Genomic DNA, 20,311 nt, shown 5'->3' with positions numbered 1-20,311 from the left:
AATCAAGCTTTACCAAATCAGAGGTTTAAAGAGATGGGACTGTACTCGTTGTTAGAAGGGTACAAGAAGTTAGCAGTATAATTGGAACCGCCGTATGCGACATCGCTTGTACGGTGGTGTGAGAGGATGGGAGCCGTGAGGCTCCCTCCTACTCGATTCGAAGAAGTCTTTAATTTATCGTCTTTTCGACTACAATCCCGAGTGACTGCATCGTATCGGAGTTTATCTGGGCTGGATCCTGGTAGGGGGTATTATCATAGGCCGTGGCGGCTTCACCTTGACCTACACCTACTGAAATAGGCTCCCAACCGTCTTTAAACATATCTTGGATATTGAAATAGGTTTTTTGTGGAAATAGCTTGCTATAACAAGTAACAGCTGCGCTCGGCATAATGTTTTTAGAAAGCAGCTCTTTACTTGCCATTATACAAATTTCTCTTACTGTTTCTTTGCCTGAGATAGTTGTATGAGCAAAGACTTGGATCGGCAATAAGAAAGGCAAGCCTAATAATAAATGTGATGTCTTCATTTAGCATTCTCTTAGTTTATAAATAAACCAGACTAGAAAAATCCTAGAATGCTAAAAGTTAGCTTTCGATAAATTTAAGATTAAGAGAAATTAACCTATATATTTTTGTCTCTTTTTAGGTTTCAACTTTTCTAAATCAACTAACACCACACCATCAATGCAGTAACCAAAGTCATCATCGACACCAAAGTCTAAAAACTTCACACCATCGGCTTCACATAGTTCACTGTATTGTTTATATAAAGTAGGAATGGCAACGCCTAGCTCAGCAAGAGATTGCTTTAATACTTTAAAGTTAGATGAATAGCTTTCAGCTGACTCAAAGTCATACAAAGCATCTAATTGCTTTTGGCGCTGCTCTCCAATAACGAAAGGTTGATTTGAATATGCGAAAGGTTCAGAGGTCTTGAATTGATTTTGATAAAAATGAACCAGCATTTCTTTGGCGTTTTGTGGCAGCTCACCTGATATCGTCACTGGACCGAACAAATAACGATATTGCGGGTTTTTAGCAATAAATGCCCCAATGCCATACCACAAATAATCTAGGCTGCGTTTGCCCCAGTATTTAGGTTGTACAAAGCTGCGACCAAGCTCTAAACCTTGTTCAAAGTAGGCGTTAAATGCTTCCGTGTATTGGAATAATGACTGACTATACAAAGCTTGTGACCCATATTCATCATGCACTTGTTTGACTGGTGCAAAACGGTAAGCCCCTACAATTTCTAAATCATTTTGATCCCACAAAACCAGATGCAGATAATATGAATCGTATTTATCTGTGTCTCGTCTTTGGCCTGTGCCTTCGCCAACAGCGCGAAAGGCTACTTCGCGTAAGCGCCCAATTTCACGCATGATTGGATTTGATTCTTTATGTTGATAAAGATAGATTTGTTTACCGTCAACGGTTTCGCCAAGTAAGTCACACTTGAGCAGCGCTTGTTGTAATTCAGAGCGAGAGACTGGGTGAGCAATTGGGCTTTGAGTGGTAAATAATCCTGAGCGGTTTTTAGCGACTCGATAAAGATGGTTTTTTAACAACTTAACTTTCACTTTCAAAGGAAAGTCATTGTTAGTAATGGCTGAGCTTGGGATCAGCTCACCAATGCGCACAGGCATAGTTTTTTTAGCTTGCTTGAACATTTCTTTAACCAACAGCAGTGTAGCTAATGGCTTGTAAATCATTGAGGCGCCATAAAATGCGGCTGAGTTTTTAGCATCGGCAAACATAGGCAGTAGAGGAGCATCACAGGCGCTAGCCATTTTTAAGAAACCCGTTTGCCAAGCCGTATCTCTTACCCCTTGTGGTCGTAATCTAGACACTTCGCCTGAAGGGAAAATAAGCAAAGCGCCTTCGTTTTTTAAATGTTGGTGAATATTCTCTAAATTTTGTTTTGGCGTTCTCCCCGTCATATTACGGACGGGCAATAAAATGTCATGCATGGGGGATAATGCCATCAATAACTCATTTGCCACTACTTTGATGTCACTGCGGACTTCACTTATAAGTTTTATCATCGCTAAAGCATCAAGTGAGCCGATAGGATGATTAGCAAAAATAACAACACGGCCTTCACAAGGGATATTCTCAACTTCGTCACTTTTTACTGAGTAACTGAAGTTGAAGCTTTCCAGCACTTTTTCAACAAAATCCACACCAGAAAGGTGAGCGTGCTCCATCGCGATGTCGTTGCACTGTTTTTCATTGAGCAAATAACGCAACATGGCTTTGGTCGGTTTTGCTAACCAAGGCTTGTTTTCGATGTTTGGTAAGTTTTCTTTTACAACGTTATCGACGGTAAAAATCATTGTAATGTCATCTCAAATTAAGAGTTAAGCTACTTTGGTTATGGGCGTTTTGGGTTGTTTCTTGTTCGGCGTAGGCTCTGGGGTTAATTGCGCTACAGGAGATTCGATAGATTTCAAAACTCGAGTATTATTGTATGCTTCATCCCATTGTAATAACTGTAGTTCACCTGCTTCTGTTTCGACCAATAAAGTACAGTTTTCTATCCAATCCCCTTGATTACCATAAATAATATTTGATTCTTCAGTCAACTCTGGTTGATGAATATGGCCGCAAAAAATGGCATCGACATTTTGAGCTTTAGCATGGTTGATGGCTGCAAATTTGTAGCGTGCGATGGCTTGTTGTGCTTTGCTAACACGGCGTTTGATATAACCGGCTAACGACCAGTAGGAATGACCAAATCTTTTACGAATGGCATGCAAACTTCGGTTTAAAAATAGAATAAAGTCATAAAGATGATCACCAAGTTTGGCGTAGTAGCGAGAGATGCACACTTGAGAGTCAAATTGGTCACCATGCAGCATTAAGAGCTTTTTACCTGAAATCGTGGTGTGTAGGTATTCTGGCTGAATCTCAATATTACAGAAATTGAAATAGTGATAGCTTTTAAGTAGCTCATCATGGTTGCCGGGAATGAACACCACTTGAGTTTGAGTCTGTGCAATGGCAATGATTTTCTGTAGCACTTTATGATGGGCGTCTGGCCAGTGAAGTCTATTTTTTAGTGCCCAGAAGTCAATAATATCACCCACTAAAAACAGCTTATCGCAAATCACATTGCCCAGTAGTTGTATCAGAAATTCAGCCTTACAGTCTTTACAACCGAGATGAATGTCTGAAAGCCAGAGAGCATGATAGCGTTGTGGTGTAGTGGAAATTGGTGGTACAGAGTGAAGCGTATTGTGAATTGGCTGCCCATCAGGCGTATTTACCGAAGCCATTGCTGTTCCTTTCAAAGTTGGGCTACAAGCTCAAGTTAAGCCTAGTAACCCAAATTGAAATTCACATGAACGTTTTGTGACCAATTGATGACAGGTGACCCGTTAGATGGTTATACCAATTACAGTAATTGGTATTATGCTTCATCAGAGAAAATCGATTCAATATTGACTGCAAATAATCGAGCTATTTTAAATGCTAGAGGTAAGCTTGGATCGTATTTGCCTTTTTCGATAGCATTGATGGTTTGCCGAGACACTTCCAATTTTTCAGCTAAATCGGCTTGGGTCCAGTCATGCTCTGCTCGTAATACTTTTAATCGGTTTTTCATGCGTAACGTACTCTTCCTATGATCAAGCTGACAGCGTAAGTCAGCGACATAGCTAATATCACATGAGAAACTTCTAGTTCATTGATGAGCGTTGCTTTTTCCAAAATGGAACCTGCTGCAAATACGATTATGATAGAGCCAACAGCTGCGGCTAGTGCGTCAAGTTGAATTTTTCTCTCCATTTCATCCAGTTCGTTGAGCATGCGTTTATAGGCGAATACCATAGCGATACCAATAACGGCATTTATAGTTAACACTGCGATGATTTCAAAGGTAGATGTGAGCCATTGATTGTCGATTGAGGTTAACGCAAGCCACAGGCTTAATACCCACGCGACTCCCCACAGATTAACAATATTGGCATTTCTAATATCTCTTTTGGGTAAACTGCCGCATGCGATGGCATTTAATATCTTTTTCATGATTGGCTTCCTTGTCTTAATGTAAAGTGTGTTTTACTTTAGGTCGAGAAACGAGCGGTGTCAAATAGATTTTGCAAAAAGTTAAGCTTGCTTTACTTTTAGCGGGTTAACTCAAATGCAAATTACGCTAGGTTAATAATTTGTATTTTTGAGGTCGATCTTGCTTTTTATTATTGACATAAACCCACAGGATTAAGGTTGTTCATTTGACACTTTTTTAATTGTTATTGTGACCGTTGTACTGTTGTTTTGATTGTGTTTAAGTTGTTGATTATATTGGGAGTGTGGCATTTTGTCGCACTTTTGATAATTGCTTTTGTTAGGCCGTTTTTGTTCTGCGAAAATCAAGTCTCTAGAAGTTACTTGGATGTAGTTCAATGAAAAAAATTCTAACTCTCTCATTCGCTATTAGTGCTGCTCTTTCCAACTCTGCATTTGCAGAAGAAGCTGAATTACTCGAACAAGATCAAAAAGCTAAAAATGCTATTGCTTCAAAACATCATATTGCTAAGACAGAAGATATTGAGCATATTGTGGTGACGGGTGAGTACATGCAACAGCCCACTACAGTATCAACTAACCCAAAACAGCCAAGATTGCCTTTACCAGCCTACGATGGTGCTGGATATTTAAAAACTATTGCTGGTTTTAGTATTGGCCGCAAAGGTGGTGCAGGTGGTGAACCATCTTTACGAGGTTTAGGTGGGTCTCGTATTAATATTATTGATGATGGTCAACATACTTACGGGACCTGTGGTGGTCGTATGGATCCGCCTACCGCTTACGTTTACCCAGAATCTTATGACAGTATTGAAGTCATTAAAGGGCCACAGACGGTAAAGTATGGCCCTGTAGGGTCAGCGGGAACCGTGTTATTTGAAAAAGATCATATCGGCTTTACCGAACCTACAACAGAAGGGCGTGTGAGTGTTACTGGTGCTAGTTTTGCACGAGAAGATTACCTTGCCGAGTTTCGCGGTGGAAATAAAACTGGTTATGTAGACTTTGAACTAAACCGTTCTCAAAGTGACCATTATAAAGATGGTAGCGGAAACAAAATACAATCTAAATATGACAGAAGTAACTCCAAGATTGCGTTAGGTTGGACACCCTCAGAAGATACGGTTGCCGAACTTTCTTACGCTCACTCTGATGGCAGTGCGGAATATGCGGATAGAGCCAATAAAGGTCGAGTCATTGAGAACAAGGGTACCAACCTTTTAATCCAGCATGATTTTAATGGTAAGACTCTGGATAGCATTGAGTTTCAAGTATACGCTAACCGCACCAATCATATTATGGATCAATTTGATAAAGGCAAAGGCTTAGGGATCAATGTTCGTCGTGCTACACAAGGTGGTCATGCTTGGTTTGACTTATCGCTAGCTGAAAACTTTAGTCTGGTTACAGGTGTTGATTTCATGTTGAGTAAACATGAAGGCCGTGTAGTGAGACCAAGCGATGAAAAAAATAGCTTAGATGATCTGTTGCAGAAGCCATTCAATGATAATGCTAAATATGATACTTACGGTATATTTGCTGAGTCTAACTATGAATTGGCTGGTGGCAACTTAGTGTCTGGTGTTCGTCTGGATCGCTGGAAGACTGAATTGTTTGTGGCTCAAAAGGGAAAGCGTACTGACAACTTATTCAGTGGCTTCACTCGATATGAAATCGTAAAAGGTGATCATCAATACTATGCGGGTGTCGGTCACTCAAACCGTATTCCTGATTACTGGGAGATCATGAAAAAGAACCATAATGGTCCAGGTAAAGCATTCGATTTGGAGTCAGAAAAAACCACTCAATTGGATATCGGCTGGATTTACGATGATGAAATGACGATTTCTACTTCACTGTATTTCGGTAAGGTTGATGACTACATTGCCATTGATGACAAATGGACGGCGCGTAATCTTGATGCCACTATTTTTGGCGGTGAAATTGGGGTTAAGTCACCAATTACCGAGCATATCTCAACTCAGGTAACAGTAAGTTATAGTCACGGACAAAACGATACCGATGATAAACCGCTTGGGCAAGTATCACCATTAGAGGGCAAAATTGCACTCGATTACAGCAAAGACGAGTGGTCGTTTGGTTTATTGTGGCGATTAGTGGCGGCTCAAAACCGTGTAGCGATCGGTGACGGTAATATTTCTGGCCGTGATTTAGCCAAAAGTAAAGGCTTCGGCACGCTAGCAATATTTGGTGGTTGGAAAGCAAATGATGCGTTTTCACTAAACTTCGGAGTTGAAAATCTATTAGACAAAACGTATGCCGAACATATTAGTCGACCTGCAGCGGGTAATGACATCCCTGGTAGTGAACCTTTATTCCAAGTTAATGAACCAGGGTTGAATGCATGGGTTAAGTTGAATTATTCATTTTAGAGTAGAAGCAAGCTTCTAAAGTAAATAGAGAATAAAGCCAGTAACGGATGTTATTGGCTTTTCAATTTAGCCTGACTTTGATTCGAATCTGGCAATTTTGAAAATGATCGAATTGCATCGTGTAAGGCTACACACATTTCTGGATTGGTTGGTGTTATTCTACTAAAAAGGCTAGCTAAAGCTAATTTTGTGATGGTTTGGGGAGCACCGCTTTGGAAGTATATGTGAAATGATTGTTCGAACTGATGTTCAGAATTCCAATGCTTCATTGGAAATGCAACCTCATACCAGCACTGGTTACTTAAAACGCACTGAGCAGAATCGTTAGCACGAGTTGAAGCTAAGTAGTCAGAGTGCTCTTGAGTAAAGCCTGAAATCAATTTTTTTGGGTAGTTCCAAATTAACGGTAAAAGAGTTGCTTGAGTAACCATTGTAAATTTTGGACTAAGGATTGTAGGCTTACTTTTGCATAACCCAGTGAGAAGATTAACTACTTATTTTTTTATAACTTATATGCTAAAAACAAGAATATTGGCAGTGAATATGGCATTCATTATCACTGCCAACAATGAGATGTTTTACTAGAGGTCGTGAATATGTTCACCTAATTTGATGATGTCAGATCCTGACCGAAAATAGGCTATCTCTACGTTATGGGTAACGAGATGCAGAGTTGCTTCATCAAGCTCATCAAAAGGTGGGTATAGTTCTAAAAATTTTTTGATTTCGCTGAGTTCGGCTTCCATTATCCTTCCCAAATAAACATGTCAGTTAGACTCTCCAGCCTCCTCTTTTGACTTGGGATGATGGAGTTCGAATTGCCGCCCATGTTTTATTAAAGGCTTTGGGATTATCAGAAAAGCAATCTGTTAACACATGGTGAGCTGGGCGATCTATTGTTGTTCTTAATTTTACTAGAAAGCTGGGGTTAAGTTCACAACATTTTTGCTCATTCAATCGTAGTTCCATTTGTCCTTTTGATTTTAGTTTGATTGATAGTTGCCCTGAGATTGTTTGTAACTGTGATTGGCTTAATACTAGAGGCTGCTCAGGAGCGACTTTTTTCCATCGATTAAGCGGTCTTTTTTTATCAGTAATAAATCCAGCGGCTCTTGCTGCCGCACCTAATGCATGTTTTATGTCGGTCTGCATTTCTTCGTGACTTGACCATAGTCTACTCAACATTTCTTGCTGTAACACCGGAAGAAGGTTTGAAAATTTTTGTTGTTGATCTTCTGAGATGAGTTTTAAAGGGTGGACTTTGTCGTAAAGGTATTTCATATAGCTGGGAAAAAGCTTAATTTCTTCTGTGTTATACGGTAGGTCTGGCAGGTGGTTGAGTTGTTGATGTCTTCTTGCTGTTGCTTGTAAAGTGGAGAGGTAATTCTTCAGGCTTCTTGAGTATGTTTCAGGGCATACTCGTAATAATTCAAAAACGACCTCGTAGTTAATAAGGAGCATATTTTGTTGCTTTTCAGTCAAGCTACCTAGAGGGTAATGTTGTTGAATCCATGCGTGAGTGGCAAAAGAAGTTGTTGGTAGAGGTACCAGTGTTTGCCCTTGTTGTTTTTCTTTTGCTAGGGCTGTGACTATGGCTGGATAAAATTCGCATTGCTCTGTCGTTTGCTGCTGAGGAGTGGTTTTTAACTTTTTAAGTTGGTTGAATAAAGGAAGAATGTAATCGTTTTTATCTTGAGCCGAGATACGACTTTTGTTTACTGGATTGAGTAGTTGAAGAATAGATGTGTCAATCAGTTTCAACATTCTTTCATTTTGACTCACTTCCTGCACCGTTTTCAATTTTGTAAATTGCCCTATGCATTTTGATAGAGAAGAATACAGTTCTCGAGGTAAGGAAGGTTGAGTGGATTGAGGAAACGTTTTTTCAACCAGTGGTTCCAATTGCAAGACCCATTTCACAATGCAACTGTCTGGATGGTTTAAACTTTTTATTCTGTCATTATATGGTATGTGACTTAAAAGGATAAACATAGACTCTTTTAAGTCTCCAGATGAATGAGAAAATGTTGATTGAACTCTCTCTAAAACACTCGATAATGTCATCAATTCACTGATATCTTCTGTTATTCCTTTTAAGGCATATCGCCTAAGTCTTCCAACGTCTTCAATCCATTGTTGATAATTAAGCTCCAATTGACTGAGTTGTTCTCTTGTGATCAGATATTGCTCAGTATCTGCAGCACGAGTCGTTTGAAATACTGTTCTTTCTCTAGAGCTTTGATATATGACTGGATCAGGGTTTTGCAATGCAAGTTGCTTGGATATTGCAAAAATATAAAGCAGATAATCTTTCTCGTCATACAAGAATTCATTTGGTTGAAATGATTGTAGACTGAATCCTTCGTGGGTGGGGACTAAACGGAGTCGTGCTGTGTAGTTTTCGTGTGAAATTGGTAATAATGACCGTTCGGGTAAGCTACCTAAGCAATCTGAGAAAGCAGTTTGAGCTATGGCGTCAATAAATTGTTTTACGCGTAAATGATATGTAGGTCTAACCGTTTTTTCTCTATCTTGAAAAAGATATAAATGGCTTTGATCACTGGTTACAAGAATTGGTGGTGTATAACCGAAACATGGAAACTGAGTTAACAGTTCTTCTAATGTACCGACTTTACAGGTAAGCTCTGGCTGCTGTAGTACAAATTTCTGCCCATCAATTCTGTTTGGGTCAAAAAAAATCACGTTTCGATTTAATTGATTGGCCAGTATAAGCACATTTGTAACATTTGCTGAAATTGCCGCTGGCCAAGGCGTTGAATCTGATTTTTTGGTTTCTTGAATCGATATACTTTCTTGAACCTGTGCCATGTTGAGAAAACAACGGTTTTTATGACCGCTAGTGAGAAGTGAATTTGCTAGAATTTGTTGCTCTTCATCATAACAACCACTAAGGGGCAATATTGGTATGCCTTCAAGGGGAGCTTCGGTATCAGTGGCGGCTGTCAGTTTTGTGAATACAGAATCTAATACACTCTTTGAACCTTGATATATTTCATGCGAATGGAAAGGAGCTGCTGTAAAAGTCATTCCTCTAAATTTTGCGTGTTCCGATAGTAAAGCTATTCTCGTCGATTGGTCTGAATCGGTTTGAATTTCTAATTTTGCTAACGGTGTTATTGCGTATTGAATCAGTCCTGCACAGTATTCTTCAGATAAGGAAGACTTAATAGGCGGTATGACAACGGCTTCACTTTGGCCACTCGAAGGGATACTAACGTATGAATAGTCATTCGTGAGCTGAGGAGGATATTGAGAAATACCACCAGATGCCATTGAATATAATGCCTAGAATAGAGGACATAATATACAAACTACGATATCTATTCTGAATAAAAGCTGAAAATGGTGATGACTTAACCTGTCACCACCATTAATGATTTTTTAGAAAACCAGATGAGATAAGCCAACAATTACTGGCAAACAAACTAGAGTACGGAATATAAAGATCAAAAATAGGTCGATAAAGTTCACAGGGATCTTGCTACCAATTAACAGCGCACCGACTTCACTCATGTAAATCAATTGAGTTACAGACAAACAAGCAATGATAAAGCGAGTCATGTCCGATTCAATGCTTGATGCCAAAATCGCTGGCAAGAACATATCAGCAAAGCCAATCATGATGGTTTTCGATGCCGCAGCGGCTTCAGGTACCTGCATCAGTTCAAGTAATGGGATGAACGGCATGCCAAGGTAGTCAAACAATGGCGTGTAAGTGGCCAATATCAAACCAATAGTACCAATAGCCATTACTACAGGGATGATACCTAAAATCATATCAACTACGTTTTTAAGACCTTCTTGGAAGAAAGCCTTAACGCTTGGTGCTTTACTGGCTTTATCTAATGCTAATTCATAGCCCCAAGATAGTGCGCTACGTCCCGCTGGGATCACTTCTTTATCATGCTCCCTTGCTTCACCTGTTATGAATAAGTCAGCTTTACGAGACAGCGGAGGCAACTTAGGTACGATAATCGCCGCAACAATACCTGCCGCACAAACAATTAAGTAAAAAGGCATAAACAAGTGAGCTAAGTTAACTTGAGTGATCACCACCAAACTGAAGGTAATTGAAACCGCAGAGAAGTTCGTTGCAATAACCGCGGCTTCACGCTTTGTGAAGGTATGGTTTTCATATTGCTTAGCGGTCATTAAAATTCCTACTGAGCCATCACCTAGCCAAGAAGTAATACAGCCAATAGCGCTTCGACCCGGCAGTTTAAATACGGGACGCATTATCTTTGCCAGCAAAGCCCCTGCAATTTCAAGTAGGCCAAAGTTGAGTAATAGTGGCAGCAACAGACCAGCAATAATGAATACCGAAAACAGCACTGGTAATAAATCATGGAAGACTAAACCACCAGTATCGCCAGAGCGGATCATTTCTGGGCCAATATCTAAGTAAGTTAAAACAATGAATAAACCACCCACACAACGAGTTAATGACCAAAACCAGTTAGGATTTAGTAGTTCGTTGAGAAAGGGATTATTTAATATAGCCTTAGGTTTAATGGCTTTTACAGCCAAAGTTAATACACTCATGGCAACCACACTGATCACCAATAAAGGGTGAATTATGTGGGTAAATTCACTTTGTAGAAACTTGGCAACGACTGCAATCGGGATGGTGATATTGCCGTCGTATTGCACTGGAGTCATAAAAAACAGTAAGCCAAGCAATGAGGGAATGGCAAAAGTGAGTATGTTTTTTATGTTGTATTTTTGTTTTTGTTTTGACACGGTTTTCACACCTTATTTCAAATAGGCTGTATCTGTCTTAGCTAAAGCTCTGAGTAGTTATGCAGTGGATTTGCCAGTTAGCAAAAAGATCAGGCTTTAAAATATGGCGCAAGCTTACCGAGTTATCATTATTCTGTAAATTATTAATATAGACAATCGTTACAAAGTGCTACTTATGCTTTATTTTTGAATATAAAGTCTATTGCAGTGTGTTAAATATGCGTGAAATGAGGTATCACAAATAGATATTCGTTCAATTCCTTTGAAGTTTATTTTCATTGAAGAGTTATAGGCTTTAACTAAGTTGAATTGTTAATCTAATTCTATTTATAAAGAAAAATTAACTAGATGACTTTGAAAATGATTTTATTATTACCACTCGTCTCAATATCAGTAATCAACAATGTTATCTGAAGTTACCACTTATTCTGATTCAGGTTTATCTAATCATCCAGAGGCTCACTCCGGTAGTGCGACAACGAGTATTGCGGATGAGCTTGGATTGTTAAAATTAGAAGATAAAAATAACCGTGTAGGAAATCCTTTTACTGTAAACACAGGAGCAGATTGTTCTGACCCTTACCAATGTCATCAAGTAAACCAAGCAAGTAATAATTTTTTTGAAACATTTGAGTATTTATCTCAAACACGACTTAGTTTGTTAAATAATCAGGATTCAGATACTTCAGAAGATGAAAATATTGAAGGGTTCTGCTTTCAAGTTTCTACTTCTCCTGAGCAAGCGAAATTTTTATCTGGTAGTGATGCTTGTTATGTTTCAACTAAAGGAATTGTTGAACAAATGGAAGTAAAGCCAAAATTAAAGCCTGAATATCCATTATCTCTTAAAAATTGGCTTGAATGTGCGTCGAAAGAAGTATCTGCTCAAAATCCTCCCTTAGTATTACTGCTTGATTTAGATGAAAGTGTCTTGAGTACGAAAAAGTTCTTCGTAAGGATAAATACAGAGTTAGGCTTCCCATTAAAAGGAAAAAACTACGGTAAGGAAGAATATGTAACAGTTTATATAGATGAAAATGCTTTTAAACAGCTTGCCGCTTTTTCCCGAAGAGGTCACCGTATTCATGTGATGACAACTAACACTTACGTCTATGAAGATATTCATCGATTGTTCGAAAAGTTTGAAATTGCTTTACCTGAGGACAATTATCACAATAGAGAAACCATGCTACGATATTTTGCTTTGAATATTGGTTTCACCGAGCAGCGTGTAAGTAAATGGGATTTTTCTGATTTAGGATTCGCTCAGGGATTCATCACTCAACATGGTTTTACTAAACCTCAATACTTTGAAAAGTTCGATTTTTTGAATCAGGCCTTATTGTATGATGATAAAACAGAGCATGAATCTGAGCATTCGTTTTATATTCAAGCTGAAATTTGCAAACCGTTTCCTGATTTGAGTGCTGGTAAGAATTCAGGTTCCATGGTTAATTTGCTCGCTAACCAAAGGTATGTCTGAGGTTTTTAGCTTTATCAACTTGATGCTTTACGTGTACTGATGCTTGCTCAATTACTTCGATTGCTTGGAAGTTATCTCGACTCAATATACGAATTTTATGCATGTTTTCAGAAAGCTCTGTGATCACTTGGTTTTGTTGGAGTGCAGCCACAGCATTATCTTTCGCAAATTCATTAATGGTATTCATACCATGATAAATCTGGTCGATTTGTTGGGCCGATTCAGAAATCAAATTGACGCAGTTATTGGCTTCTTGTTCACTTTTTTTCAGTTGTGATACCCAATTATTTAACATACCAAACGTGCGTTCAATGCTTTCTGATATCGTACTGGTGGACTGTCTTGTTCGATTTGATAGCGCTCTAACTTCATCAGCTACTACGGCAAAGCCACGGCCTTGATCGCCTGCGCGGGCAGCTTCAATTGCCGCATTTAGTGCCAATAAATTAGTTTGCTCGGCAATAGCATCAATTTCAGACATCGCATTGGCGACTTGTTCGGCTTCATTATTGAGAAGTACTGCATTGTTCGCAGCATCTGAAACTTCTTCTGATAGGCGTTGAATGTTCAACTTATTGTTATTGATGGATTCTTGAGATTCATGACACCAAGTGTTCGCTTGCTCCAGTTGCTCAGAGGTGGAATTAGCGTTTTTTGCCACATTAGAAGTTGTAGACTGCATCTGTTCAATCGCGGTGGCAATCGAAGCAACTTGTTGTTGCTCATCTTCTAAACTGACGTGTACTTTTTGAGTCGAATAGACAAGATCTTCGGCAATAGTTTGTAATTGCTCGGCCTGATCGTGAGTTCTTCCTAATACGCCCTTGAGTTTGCTGTTTAGCATGGAAATTTGAAATGCTAAGGTTGAAGAGGTGGTTTGTCCGCAGTAAACCAAACGACTGACGGGGTCGAGTTCTTGCTGCATTCTTAATACGGTTGCAGGCACTCTAAAGGCTTCATCGTAAAAAATGGCTAAATTGAATGCCATTAATGCGATGCCTGCTGGGATGACCATCCAATCAATATAATAGCCTGCTAGCAGTAAGCCAAGGGTTGCAGATATGCCTGAAAATATCCGTTTTTGGGTTAAGGATATTCCGGTATTCAGTTTTTTACCTTGGTTTAATTGCTGAAAAATTTGGCTGGCTTTATTGATATGCTTTTGTTGAGGTTTAGTCCGAACCGACTGATACCCAACCACTTTACCTTGTTCAAAAATCGGAGTGACAAAGGTATCTACCCAATAGTATTCACCTCGCTTTGTTCGGTTTTTTACAATTCCACGCCAAGGTCTTCCGGCTTGAATGGATTGCCACATCCCTTTAAATGCTTCTTTAGGCATATCTGGATGACGAATGATATTGTGAGGCTTTCCAATTAACTCATCTTCTGAATAACCTGAGACATCGATGAAGGCTTGGTTAACGTAAGCCATATTACCTTGCTTGTCTGTTGTTGAGATCAGTTCTAGTTCTGGAGAAAAGGTTATTTCTTTATTTAGGCAATTGAATTGCTCAGAAGATTGCGAGTTCATTTAGGGCTTAATACCAATTTGCATTCAAATGTGATCTACTCAGAGTGATGCCAGTGGTTCAAGTACAAACAAAATTTATGCAGTCATAGCCACTCTATGGCAAAGAAATTTTGACAGTAATTGGGCCACTGGCACACTCCCAAAGGGCTGTGCTAAAGGCTTCCATAGCTTCGTTGCAAGTTTTTATATTATCCCGATAGTATTTCAAAATTGCGCCTTGCTCTTGAAGCCTTTAGCTACAGCTGAGCGATCACTATTGAATGTAAATTGGTATAATATTGTCTTTTTTACAAACAGCCCCGTATGCTATCAAGCATTAATTTGAAAACTTTGATTGAGATCAAAGCCTTAATTTAATGAAAAACTTAAAAAAGAGTTGTCGCTGTGGCGAACATTCTCACCACAGCGCAAAGAGTTTAGCCGTGGTATTTAAGGCAGGCGTCTACTTCATTACGTGAGCCTAAAATCACGGCAACACGTTGATGGATTTCCGTTGGCTCGATATCCAAAATGGTTTCATAACCTGTTGACGCTTTACCTTGAGCTTGTTCAATTAACAATGCCATTGGATTGGCTTCGTACATCAAGCGTAATTTGAATGGCTTAGCTGGGTTTTTAGTGTCAGTAGGGTAGGAAAACAAACCACCACGAGAAAGCACACGATGAACATCACCCACCATGGCTGCAATCCAACGCATATTAAAGTTTTTACCACGAACACCAGTATCGCCTTTTAGCAAATCATCAATGTAGTTTTGCATGGCGGGTTGCCAAAAACGTTGGTTTGACATATTGATAGCGAATTCTTTGGTATCGGCAGGAATAATTACATTTGATTCCGTCAGCATGAACTCGTTACTCTCTGGGCATAAGGTAAACATGAATACGCCATTGCCAGTGGTAAGGGTAAGCATGGTGGATGGACCATATAACACATAGCCCGCCGCGACTTGATTTCGACCAGGTTGTAAAAATTGCTGTTGAGTCAACTCGCCATCTTTAGCGGGTAATATTGAGAAAATGGTACCAACCAAAGAATTAATATCGATATTTGATGAACCATCAAGTGGATCGAAACTCACAAGGAATTCACCGTCAGTATTAGCGGCTACCACATCATCTTCTTCTTCAGAAGCAATGCCTTTTACCGTTGAATCTTCTGCTAAAGTTGTTTTTAACATGTCGTTGGTGATGACATCGAGTTTCTTTTGAGTTTCACCTTGTACGTTTTCTTGTTCTGTAGCCCCCAGTACGCCAGCTAAAGCACCATGTTGTACAGCATGACTGATTTCTTTAGACGTTTTAGTAAGGGTATGGAGCAGCTGATTTAAAGATGGAGAAACAGACATTTCTGCTAAAAACTGAGTAAAGGTTTGCATTGATGTTCCTTAAAGCAAAAGAGGGGCTTTTGCTTGCGGATCATACATTAGCTTCAAGGTAATTTCATTTTGAAAATGTTATTGATTAGGAATACTTTGTTTTATATGCAGAAGCAACAGAGGAATCTATTTCTGCGCTGCCTATTTGGGGTGTCTTGTATATTGTGCTGTCTATTATTAGGTAGAAGTGGGGTTCTTTCGTGGGCCCGTCCATTTATTTCTGTGACAATCGGGATTCCTTGGTCTTGGCTAACTTTCAAATATTGACTTATCCCCATCTTCTCTGGATTGAGGGCATTATGTGAATTGTCTTCTTGTTTATCAACCCTGTACTTTTTATTGTATTTTTCAAGACGTTCAGCTTTTTGGGCGACACAATCTTGAGGGTGTTGTTCTAGCATACCAAGCAAAAGAACACCATCACAGGCTACACAAGAAACATTAATGTTATTAACTGTGGTTAGTGCGTTTTTTTCTTCTATGATGCTTTTTGCCGTGGCGATGGGGACTTCTTTACGACAATTTGGACATGTGCGGTTATCATCTGAATAAACATCTACGGGTGTGGTTGATATGTGTTGATCTATGCAAGGTTTACAAAAAAAATGCTTGTCACTTCCACAGAAATTCAGCATAGCTGGGCGTGTAATACATAGTCCACAACGAGTAACACCATCTTGATGTGAAAACTTCCAACGTCGGCCATTTCTTTCGAAAATATACCCTGTATCATCTTCTTCATCTTTTTGATTGGGGTCTAGTTTAGGTAAAAAGATGGTATTTAAGACAATAGATGCTTCGGGGGTGCCAGCGGTAGCCATGTATTTTTTCCATTAAAAATAATATTCAATGTACCTATTTTTATCGTTATTCCCTATAGTTATGAAAAAAGCTTAATTCCTAGTTTACCCACTTTTACAGATTTCTCTTTTTAGCCTGTTCTGGCAGAATACCTAAAATAATTATTATCAAGGTTATAACAATGAAAAAAACTTGGCTCACAATGGCGTTAGCCAGCGTTACCTTGTGCATAAGCAGTCAACTTTATGCCGTTAACTTACCCGCATTAGATAAGCACATTGTAGGTGGAAAAGAACCTCTTACTATCGAACGTATGAACGCATCTCCTGCGCTGGCGGGCAAAAGCCCTAGAGGATTAAAGTTATCGCCTGATGGTGGTCGAGTGACGTACCTTGCTGGACGTGCCGATAATCAAAGCTTTTATGATTTGTGGCAAGTGGATGTCAAAACAGGAAAAACCAGTATTCTGGTTAATGCAGACAAGTTAGCTTCCGGTGAGTTGTCTAATGAAGAAAAAGCACGACGAGAACGCCAACGGATCTATGGTCAAGGGATTATGGAGTATCAGTGGTCAGCGGATGGGAAGTTTGTACTGATCCCTGCTAGCGGCAAATTGTATTTATTCAGTTTATCTAGCGGTAAGGTTTCTTCGTTGCCTATCGGTGAGGGCTTTGCAACAGATGCTAAATTATCTCCTAAAGGCCATTTTGTTTCGTTTATTCGAGGTCAAAATTTATTTGTACTGAACTTAGCCAATAAAAAATTAACAGCTTTAACTAAAGATGGTGGCGGTGCAATTAAAAATGGTATGGCTGAGTTTGTCGCTCAAGAAGAAATGGGACGCTACACAGGTTATTGGTGGTCACCTGATGAATCAAAAATCGCCTTTACTCGTGTTGATGAATCAGGGGTTGAATTAGTCACTCGTAACGAGATTTATGCTGATGGTATCAAATTAACTCAGCAGCGTTATCCGTATGCAGGTAAAACCAACGTAGAAATTGGACTGGGCATCGTTACTGTTAAATCGGGCAAAACTCAGTGGGTTGATCTAGGTAAAAACAAAGATATTTATTTGCCTCGTGTTAAGTGGTTGCCTGATAGCCAGAATTTATCTTATCAGTGGCAAAGCCGTGATCAGCAAGATCTGCAATTGCGTGTGGTTGATGTTTCAAAACCTAAATCATCTAAGGTATTGGTACAAGAACGCAGTAAAGCTTGGATCAATCTTCATAAAAACCTACGTTTCTTGAAGAAACAAAGTGATTTCTTATGGACTTCTGAGCGTGACGGTTTTTCTCATATCTACCTTTATGGCGTGGACGGTAAGCTTAAAAAGCAATTAACCCAAGGTAAATGGGCTATCGACGCTATTTCTCATGTCGATGAAAAGTCTGGTTGGATCTATTTTACAGGTCGTAAAGATACGCCGGTTGAACGTCAGCTTTATCGTGTGAAGCTTTCTGGTGGAAATATTGAGCGCTTAAGTGAAAAGTCGGGCATGCATAAAGCGGTATTTGCCAAGAACAAAAGCATTTATCTAGATTACTTCAATAGCTTAACTCAGCCTCCACAGATCAGTTTACATAACTCATCAGGTAAGCGTTTGTCTTGGATTGAGCAAAATAAAGTGGTCAAAGGACATCCGCTATATCCTTATGCTGGCTTATGGCAAGTCCCAGAGTTTAAAACCCTAAAAGCAGAAGACGGTCAAACTCTGTACTCGCGCTTATTTAAGCCTGTACCGTTTGATGCCAATAAAAAGTACCCAGTTGTGGTTCGAGTGTATGGTGGGCCTCATGCTCAGCGAGTAACTAATAGTTGGTCATCGCAAGATTACTTTACTCAATATCTTGTGCAAAATGGCTTTGTGGTCTTCCAACTGGATAACCGTGGTAGCGCTAATCGTGGCACTAAGTTTGAGTTTCCTATCTATAAGCACCTTGGTGATGTTGAACTAAACGACCAAAAAGTGGGTGTGGATTATCTAAGAACTCTACCGTTTGTTGATAAGAAAAATGTTGCAATATACGGTCATAGTTATGGTGGTTATATGGCGCTAATGGGGATCTTTAAAGCGCCTGATTATTTCAAAGCTGCGATTTCTGGTGCGCCAGTATCGGATTGGCATTTATATGATACTCACTATACAGAGCGTTATTTAGGCAATCCAAATAGCAATAAAAAAGGCTATGAACTTAGTAGCGTAATGCCTTATGTCAAAGGCTATCAATCTGGCTTGTTGATGTATCACGGCATGGCTGATGACAATGTATTATTTGAAAACAGCACTCGTGTGTATAAAGCCTTGCAAGATGAAGGTAAGTTATTTCAAATGATCGATTACCCGGGTTCTAAGCATTCGATGCGTGGTGAGAAAGTCAGAAACCATCTATACAAATCATTGGCAGATTTTTTAAATAAAGAATTGAAGTAACCTGATCCCCAGCTGTAAGCTCTGTGGCTGGGGTTCTTTGCCAACAGATAGGTAAACAAATGTCAGAACAACAAAATAAACACAAACAGCGACAGCAAAAACTCAAAGAGTCTGTTGATGCCAAAATCGAAGCAGCACAAGAAGAAAAAGGCATTCTTTTGGTGCTTACAGGTAACGGTAAAGGTAAATCAACGGCGGGTTTTGGCACGGTTGCAAGAGCTATCGGTCACGGTAAAAAAGCTGCAGTTGTACAGTTTATTAAAGGCTCTTGGGAATGTGGCGAACGCAATGTGCTAGAAAAGCTTGGGGTTGAGTTTCATGTGATGGGTACTGGCTTTACATGGGAAACCCAAGATAAAGAAAAAGACACCGTAGCAGCGGTAACCGCTTGGGAAGCGGCTGAAAAGTTACTGGCTGACGAGTCCATTGATTGTGTGTTGCTGGATGAACTGACCTATATGGTGAGTTATCACTACTTGGATGTAGATAGAGTCATCAGTGCCTTGAATAACCGACCTGAAATGCAGCATGTGATCATTACAGGGCGTGCATGCCATCGAAAAATCATTGAGCTTGCTGATATTGTGAGTGAAGTGAAACCAATTAAACACGCTTTTGAAGCAGGAATCAAAGCACAAGTCGGGTTTGATTATTAATGAAGATCTTTCCCCTAATTATATGTTCTTTAGTTCTTTTATCATTATCAGCAACAGCTAAATCCGCTAAACGTATTATCGCCTTGTCTCCTCATGCTGTTGAGCAGTTATTTGCTATCGGGGCAGGTGATTCGATAGTCGCCGCGGTAGATCATGCCGACTTTCCTGAGCAAGCAAAAAAAATTCCATCCATTGGTGGTTATCACGGTATTCAATTAGAACGAGTGCTTGAGCTCGATCCCGATCTTATTGTGGTATGGGGTAAGGGTAATAAACCCAAAGATATTGAACGCTTAAAACAACTTGGTTTTAATCTTTATGATAGTAGCCCGAGCACACTAACGGCTATTGCCACGGACTTACTTAAGCTAGGGGAGCTAACAGGGCATCAACAGCAAGCCAAAAAGGTAGTGACTCAATTTAGACAACAGTTATCTAAAATTCGCAGTAAAAATGAGAAAAAACAGAAAGTAAAAGTTTTTTATCAATTGTGGTCAAAGCCGTTAATGACAGTGGCGAAAAACAGTTGGATCCAACAACTAATCTCCGTTTGTAATGGCGATAATGTGTTTTATTCCGCAAGCAGTGATTATCCGCAAGTCAGTATTGAAAATGTGTTACTGGCAAAGCCTGAAGTGATTTTACAAAGTCAAGACGAAGGTAATATTCAAGGAATTGACTGGAGTAAATGGCCCAGTATCCCAGCGGTAAAACACCATCAGATTTATCAGCTTGATGCTGATTTATTACATCGCCCAACCCCAAGAGCTATCGACGGTATTAAACTGGTGTGTGGAGCATTAGATAAAGCGAGAAGTCAGAGTTAAAACCTCTGA

General features: G+C 39.5%; 17 protein-coding genes. 5 read left to right on the top strand and 12 right to left on the bottom strand.

Annotated features, from left to right (window positions below):
- Positions 1 to 169: 169 nt before the first annotated feature.
- The 5 genes from D5018_RS14100 to D5018_RS14080 all read right to left on the bottom strand — a co-directional run bounded on the left by D5018_RS14100 (position 170) and on the right by D5018_RS14080 (position 4,031).
- Positions 170 to 529 (bottom strand): hypothetical protein, encoded by a 360-nt coding sequence (locus D5018_RS14100; RefSeq protein ID WP_121839641.1) that lies wholly within the window; start codon positions 527 to 529, stop codon positions 170 to 172.
- 90 nt (positions 530 to 619) lie between these two features.
- Positions 620 to 2,338 carry a bifunctional ornithine lipid synthase OlsF gene (olsF, locus tag D5018_RS14095; RefSeq protein ID WP_121839640.1) on the bottom strand — a complete coding sequence of 573 codons (1,719 nt, stop codon included), beginning with the start codon at positions 2,336 to 2,338 and terminating at the stop codon, positions 620 to 622.
- A 24-nt stretch (positions 2,339 to 2,362) separates the two neighbouring features.
- Positions 2,363 to 3,280 carry a UDP-2,3-diacylglucosamine diphosphatase gene (locus D5018_RS14090; RefSeq protein WP_121839639.1) on the bottom strand — a complete coding sequence of 306 codons (918 nt, stop codon included), beginning with the start codon at positions 3,278 to 3,280 and terminating at the stop codon, positions 2,363 to 2,365.
- Positions 3,281 to 3,414: 134 nt separating this feature from the next.
- Entirely contained in the window at positions 3,415 to 3,609 is a 195-nt protein-coding gene (locus tag D5018_RS14085) for a helix-turn-helix transcriptional regulator (protein ID WP_121839638.1), read from the bottom strand.
- Positions 3,606 to 4,031, bottom strand: coding sequence for a hypothetical protein (locus tag D5018_RS14080; protein ID WP_121839637.1), 426 nt, complete (start codon positions 4,029 to 4,031; stop codon positions 3,606 to 3,608). Before D5018_RS14080 ends, D5018_RS14085 begins: the two co-directional genes overlap by 4 nt.
- Before the next feature lie 377 nt (positions 4,032 to 4,408).
- On the opposite strand from D5018_RS14080, the gene D5018_RS14070 reads away from it, so the two are divergent.
- Entirely contained in the window at positions 4,409 to 6,424 is a 2,016-nt protein-coding gene (locus D5018_RS14070; protein ID WP_121839635.1) for a TonB-dependent copper receptor, read from the top strand.
- Positions 6,425 to 6,474: 50 nt separating this feature from the next.
- Here D5018_RS14070 and D5018_RS14065 read toward each other — a convergent pair whose 3' ends face one another.
- From D5018_RS14065 to D5018_RS14055, 4 genes are all read right to left on the bottom strand, one after another.
- Positions 6,475 to 6,855 (bottom strand): hypothetical protein, encoded by a 381-nt coding sequence (locus D5018_RS14065; RefSeq protein ID WP_121839634.1) that lies wholly within the window; start codon positions 6,853 to 6,855, stop codon positions 6,475 to 6,477.
- A 150-nt stretch (positions 6,856 to 7,005) separates the two neighbouring features.
- The gene (locus D5018_RS21730; protein ID WP_165905072.1) at positions 7,006 to 7,170 is read right to left on the bottom strand and encodes a hypothetical protein; all 165 of its coding nucleotides are present in this window, start codon (positions 7,168 to 7,170) and stop codon (positions 7,006 to 7,008) included.
- A 25-nt stretch (positions 7,171 to 7,195) separates the two neighbouring features.
- On the bottom strand, positions 7,196 to 9,718 hold the full coding sequence (locus tag D5018_RS14060; protein WP_121839633.1) for a hypothetical protein: 2,523 nt from the start codon (positions 9,716 to 9,718) through the stop codon (positions 7,196 to 7,198).
- 108 nt (positions 9,719 to 9,826) lie between these two features.
- Complete coding sequence (locus D5018_RS14055; protein ID WP_165905071.1) at positions 9,827 to 11,185, bottom strand: YjiH family protein; 1,359 nt, start codon at positions 11,183 to 11,185, stop codon at positions 9,827 to 9,829.
- Between the two features lie 403 nt (positions 11,186 to 11,588).
- Here D5018_RS14055 and D5018_RS14050 point away from each other — a divergent pair, with 403 nt between their 5' ends.
- Positions 11,589 to 12,668 (top strand): hypothetical protein, encoded by a 1,080-nt coding sequence (locus D5018_RS14050; protein ID WP_121839632.1) that lies wholly within the window; start codon positions 11,589 to 11,591, stop codon positions 12,666 to 12,668.
- Here the strand turns inward: D5018_RS14050 and D5018_RS14045 are convergent.
- The 3 genes from D5018_RS14045 to D5018_RS14035 form a co-directional block, all read right to left on the bottom strand.
- Positions 12,649 to 14,202, bottom strand: a complete 1,554-nt coding sequence (locus D5018_RS14045) for a methyl-accepting chemotaxis protein (protein WP_121839631.1) — start codon at positions 14,200 to 14,202, stop codon at positions 12,649 to 12,651. The genes D5018_RS14050 and D5018_RS14045 overlap by 20 nt on opposite strands.
- Positions 14,203 to 14,618: 416 nt before the next feature.
- Positions 14,619 to 15,581, bottom strand: a complete 963-nt coding sequence (locus tag D5018_RS14040) for a class 1 fructose-bisphosphatase (protein ID WP_121839630.1) — start codon at positions 15,579 to 15,581, stop codon at positions 14,619 to 14,621.
- A gap of 101 nt (positions 15,582 to 15,682) precedes the next feature.
- On the bottom strand, positions 15,683 to 16,402 hold the full coding sequence (locus D5018_RS14035) for an RING finger protein (protein ID WP_121839629.1): 720 nt from the start codon (positions 16,400 to 16,402) through the stop codon (positions 15,683 to 15,685).
- A gap of 161 nt (positions 16,403 to 16,563) precedes the next feature.
- On the opposite strand from D5018_RS14035, the gene D5018_RS14030 reads away from it, so the two are divergent.
- Genes D5018_RS14030 through D5018_RS14020 form a run of 3 tightly spaced genes read left to right on the top strand, consistent with a single transcriptional unit; the run spans position 16,564 to position 20,302 of the window.
- Complete coding sequence (locus tag D5018_RS14030; protein WP_121839628.1) at positions 16,564 to 18,819, top strand: S9 family peptidase; 2,256 nt, start codon at positions 16,564 to 16,566, stop codon at positions 18,817 to 18,819.
- 59 nt (positions 18,820 to 18,878) lie between these two features.
- Entirely contained in the window at positions 18,879 to 19,475 is a 597-nt protein-coding gene (gene cobO / locus D5018_RS14025) for a cob(I)yrinic acid a,c-diamide adenosyltransferase (RefSeq protein WP_121839627.1), read from the top strand.
- The gene (locus D5018_RS14020; RefSeq protein WP_121839626.1) at positions 19,475 to 20,302 is read left to right on the top strand and encodes a cobalamin-binding protein; all 828 of its coding nucleotides are present in this window, start codon (positions 19,475 to 19,477) and stop codon (positions 20,300 to 20,302) included. Before cobO ends, D5018_RS14020 begins: the two co-directional genes overlap by 1 nt.
- The last annotated feature ends 9 nt before the right edge of the window (positions 20,303 to 20,311 follow it).

Source organism: Parashewanella curva (assembly GCF_003675895.1).
GTDB lineage: Bacteria > Pseudomonadota > Gammaproteobacteria > Enterobacterales > Shewanellaceae > Parashewanella > Parashewanella curva.
This window is presented reverse-complemented; position numbering and strand designations above follow the sequence as displayed.

Bases quoted from the DNA above. Each gene is read 5' to 3' on its own strand.
- D5018_RS14100 (WP_121839641.1), bottom strand. From the start codon at position 529: ATGAAGACATCACATTTATTATTAGGCTTGCCTTTCTTATTGCCGATC.
- olsF (WP_121839640.1), bottom strand. From the start codon at position 2,338: ATGATTTTTACCGTCGATAACGTTGTAAAAGAAAACTTACCAAACATC.
- D5018_RS14090 (WP_121839639.1), bottom strand. From the start codon at position 3,280: ATGGCTTCGGTAAATACGCCTGATGGGCAGCCAATTCACAATACGCTT.
- D5018_RS14085 (WP_121839638.1), bottom strand. From the start codon at position 3,609: ATGAAAAACCGATTAAAAGTATTACGAGCAGAGCATGACTGGACCCAA.
- D5018_RS14080 (WP_121839637.1), bottom strand. From the start codon at position 4,031: ATGAAAAAGATATTAAATGCCATCGCATGCGGCAGTTTACCCAAAAGA.
- D5018_RS14070 (WP_121839635.1), top strand. From the start codon at position 4,409: ATGAAAAAAATTCTAACTCTCTCATTCGCTATTAGTGCTGCTCTTTCC.
- D5018_RS14065 (WP_121839634.1), bottom strand. From the start codon at position 6,855: ATGGTTACTCAAGCAACTCTTTTACCGTTAATTTGGAACTACCCAAAA.
- D5018_RS21730 (WP_165905072.1), bottom strand. From the start codon at position 7,170: ATGGAAGCCGAACTCAGCGAAATCAAAAAATTTTTAGAACTATACCCA.
- D5018_RS14060 (WP_121839633.1), bottom strand. From the start codon at position 9,718: ATGGCATCTGGTGGTATTTCTCAATATCCTCCTCAGCTCACGAATGAC.
- D5018_RS14050 (WP_121839632.1), top strand. From the start codon at position 11,589: ATGTTATCTGAAGTTACCACTTATTCTGATTCAGGTTTATCTAATCAT.
- D5018_RS14045 (WP_121839631.1), bottom strand. From the start codon at position 14,202: ATGAACTCGCAATCTTCTGAGCAATTCAATTGCCTAAATAAAGAAATA.
- D5018_RS14040 (WP_121839630.1), bottom strand. From the start codon at position 15,581: ATGCAAACCTTTACTCAGTTTTTAGCAGAAATGTCTGTTTCTCCATCT.
- D5018_RS14035 (WP_121839629.1), bottom strand. From the start codon at position 16,402: ATGGCTACCGCTGGCACCCCCGAAGCATCTATTGTCTTAAATACCATC.
- D5018_RS14030 (WP_121839628.1), top strand. From the start codon at position 16,564: ATGAAAAAAACTTGGCTCACAATGGCGTTAGCCAGCGTTACCTTGTGC.
- cobO (WP_121839627.1), top strand. From the start codon at position 18,879: ATGTCAGAACAACAAAATAAACACAAACAGCGACAGCAAAAACTCAAA.
- D5018_RS14020 (WP_121839626.1), top strand. From the start codon at position 19,475: ATGAAGATCTTTCCCCTAATTATATGTTCTTTAGTTCTTTTATCATTA.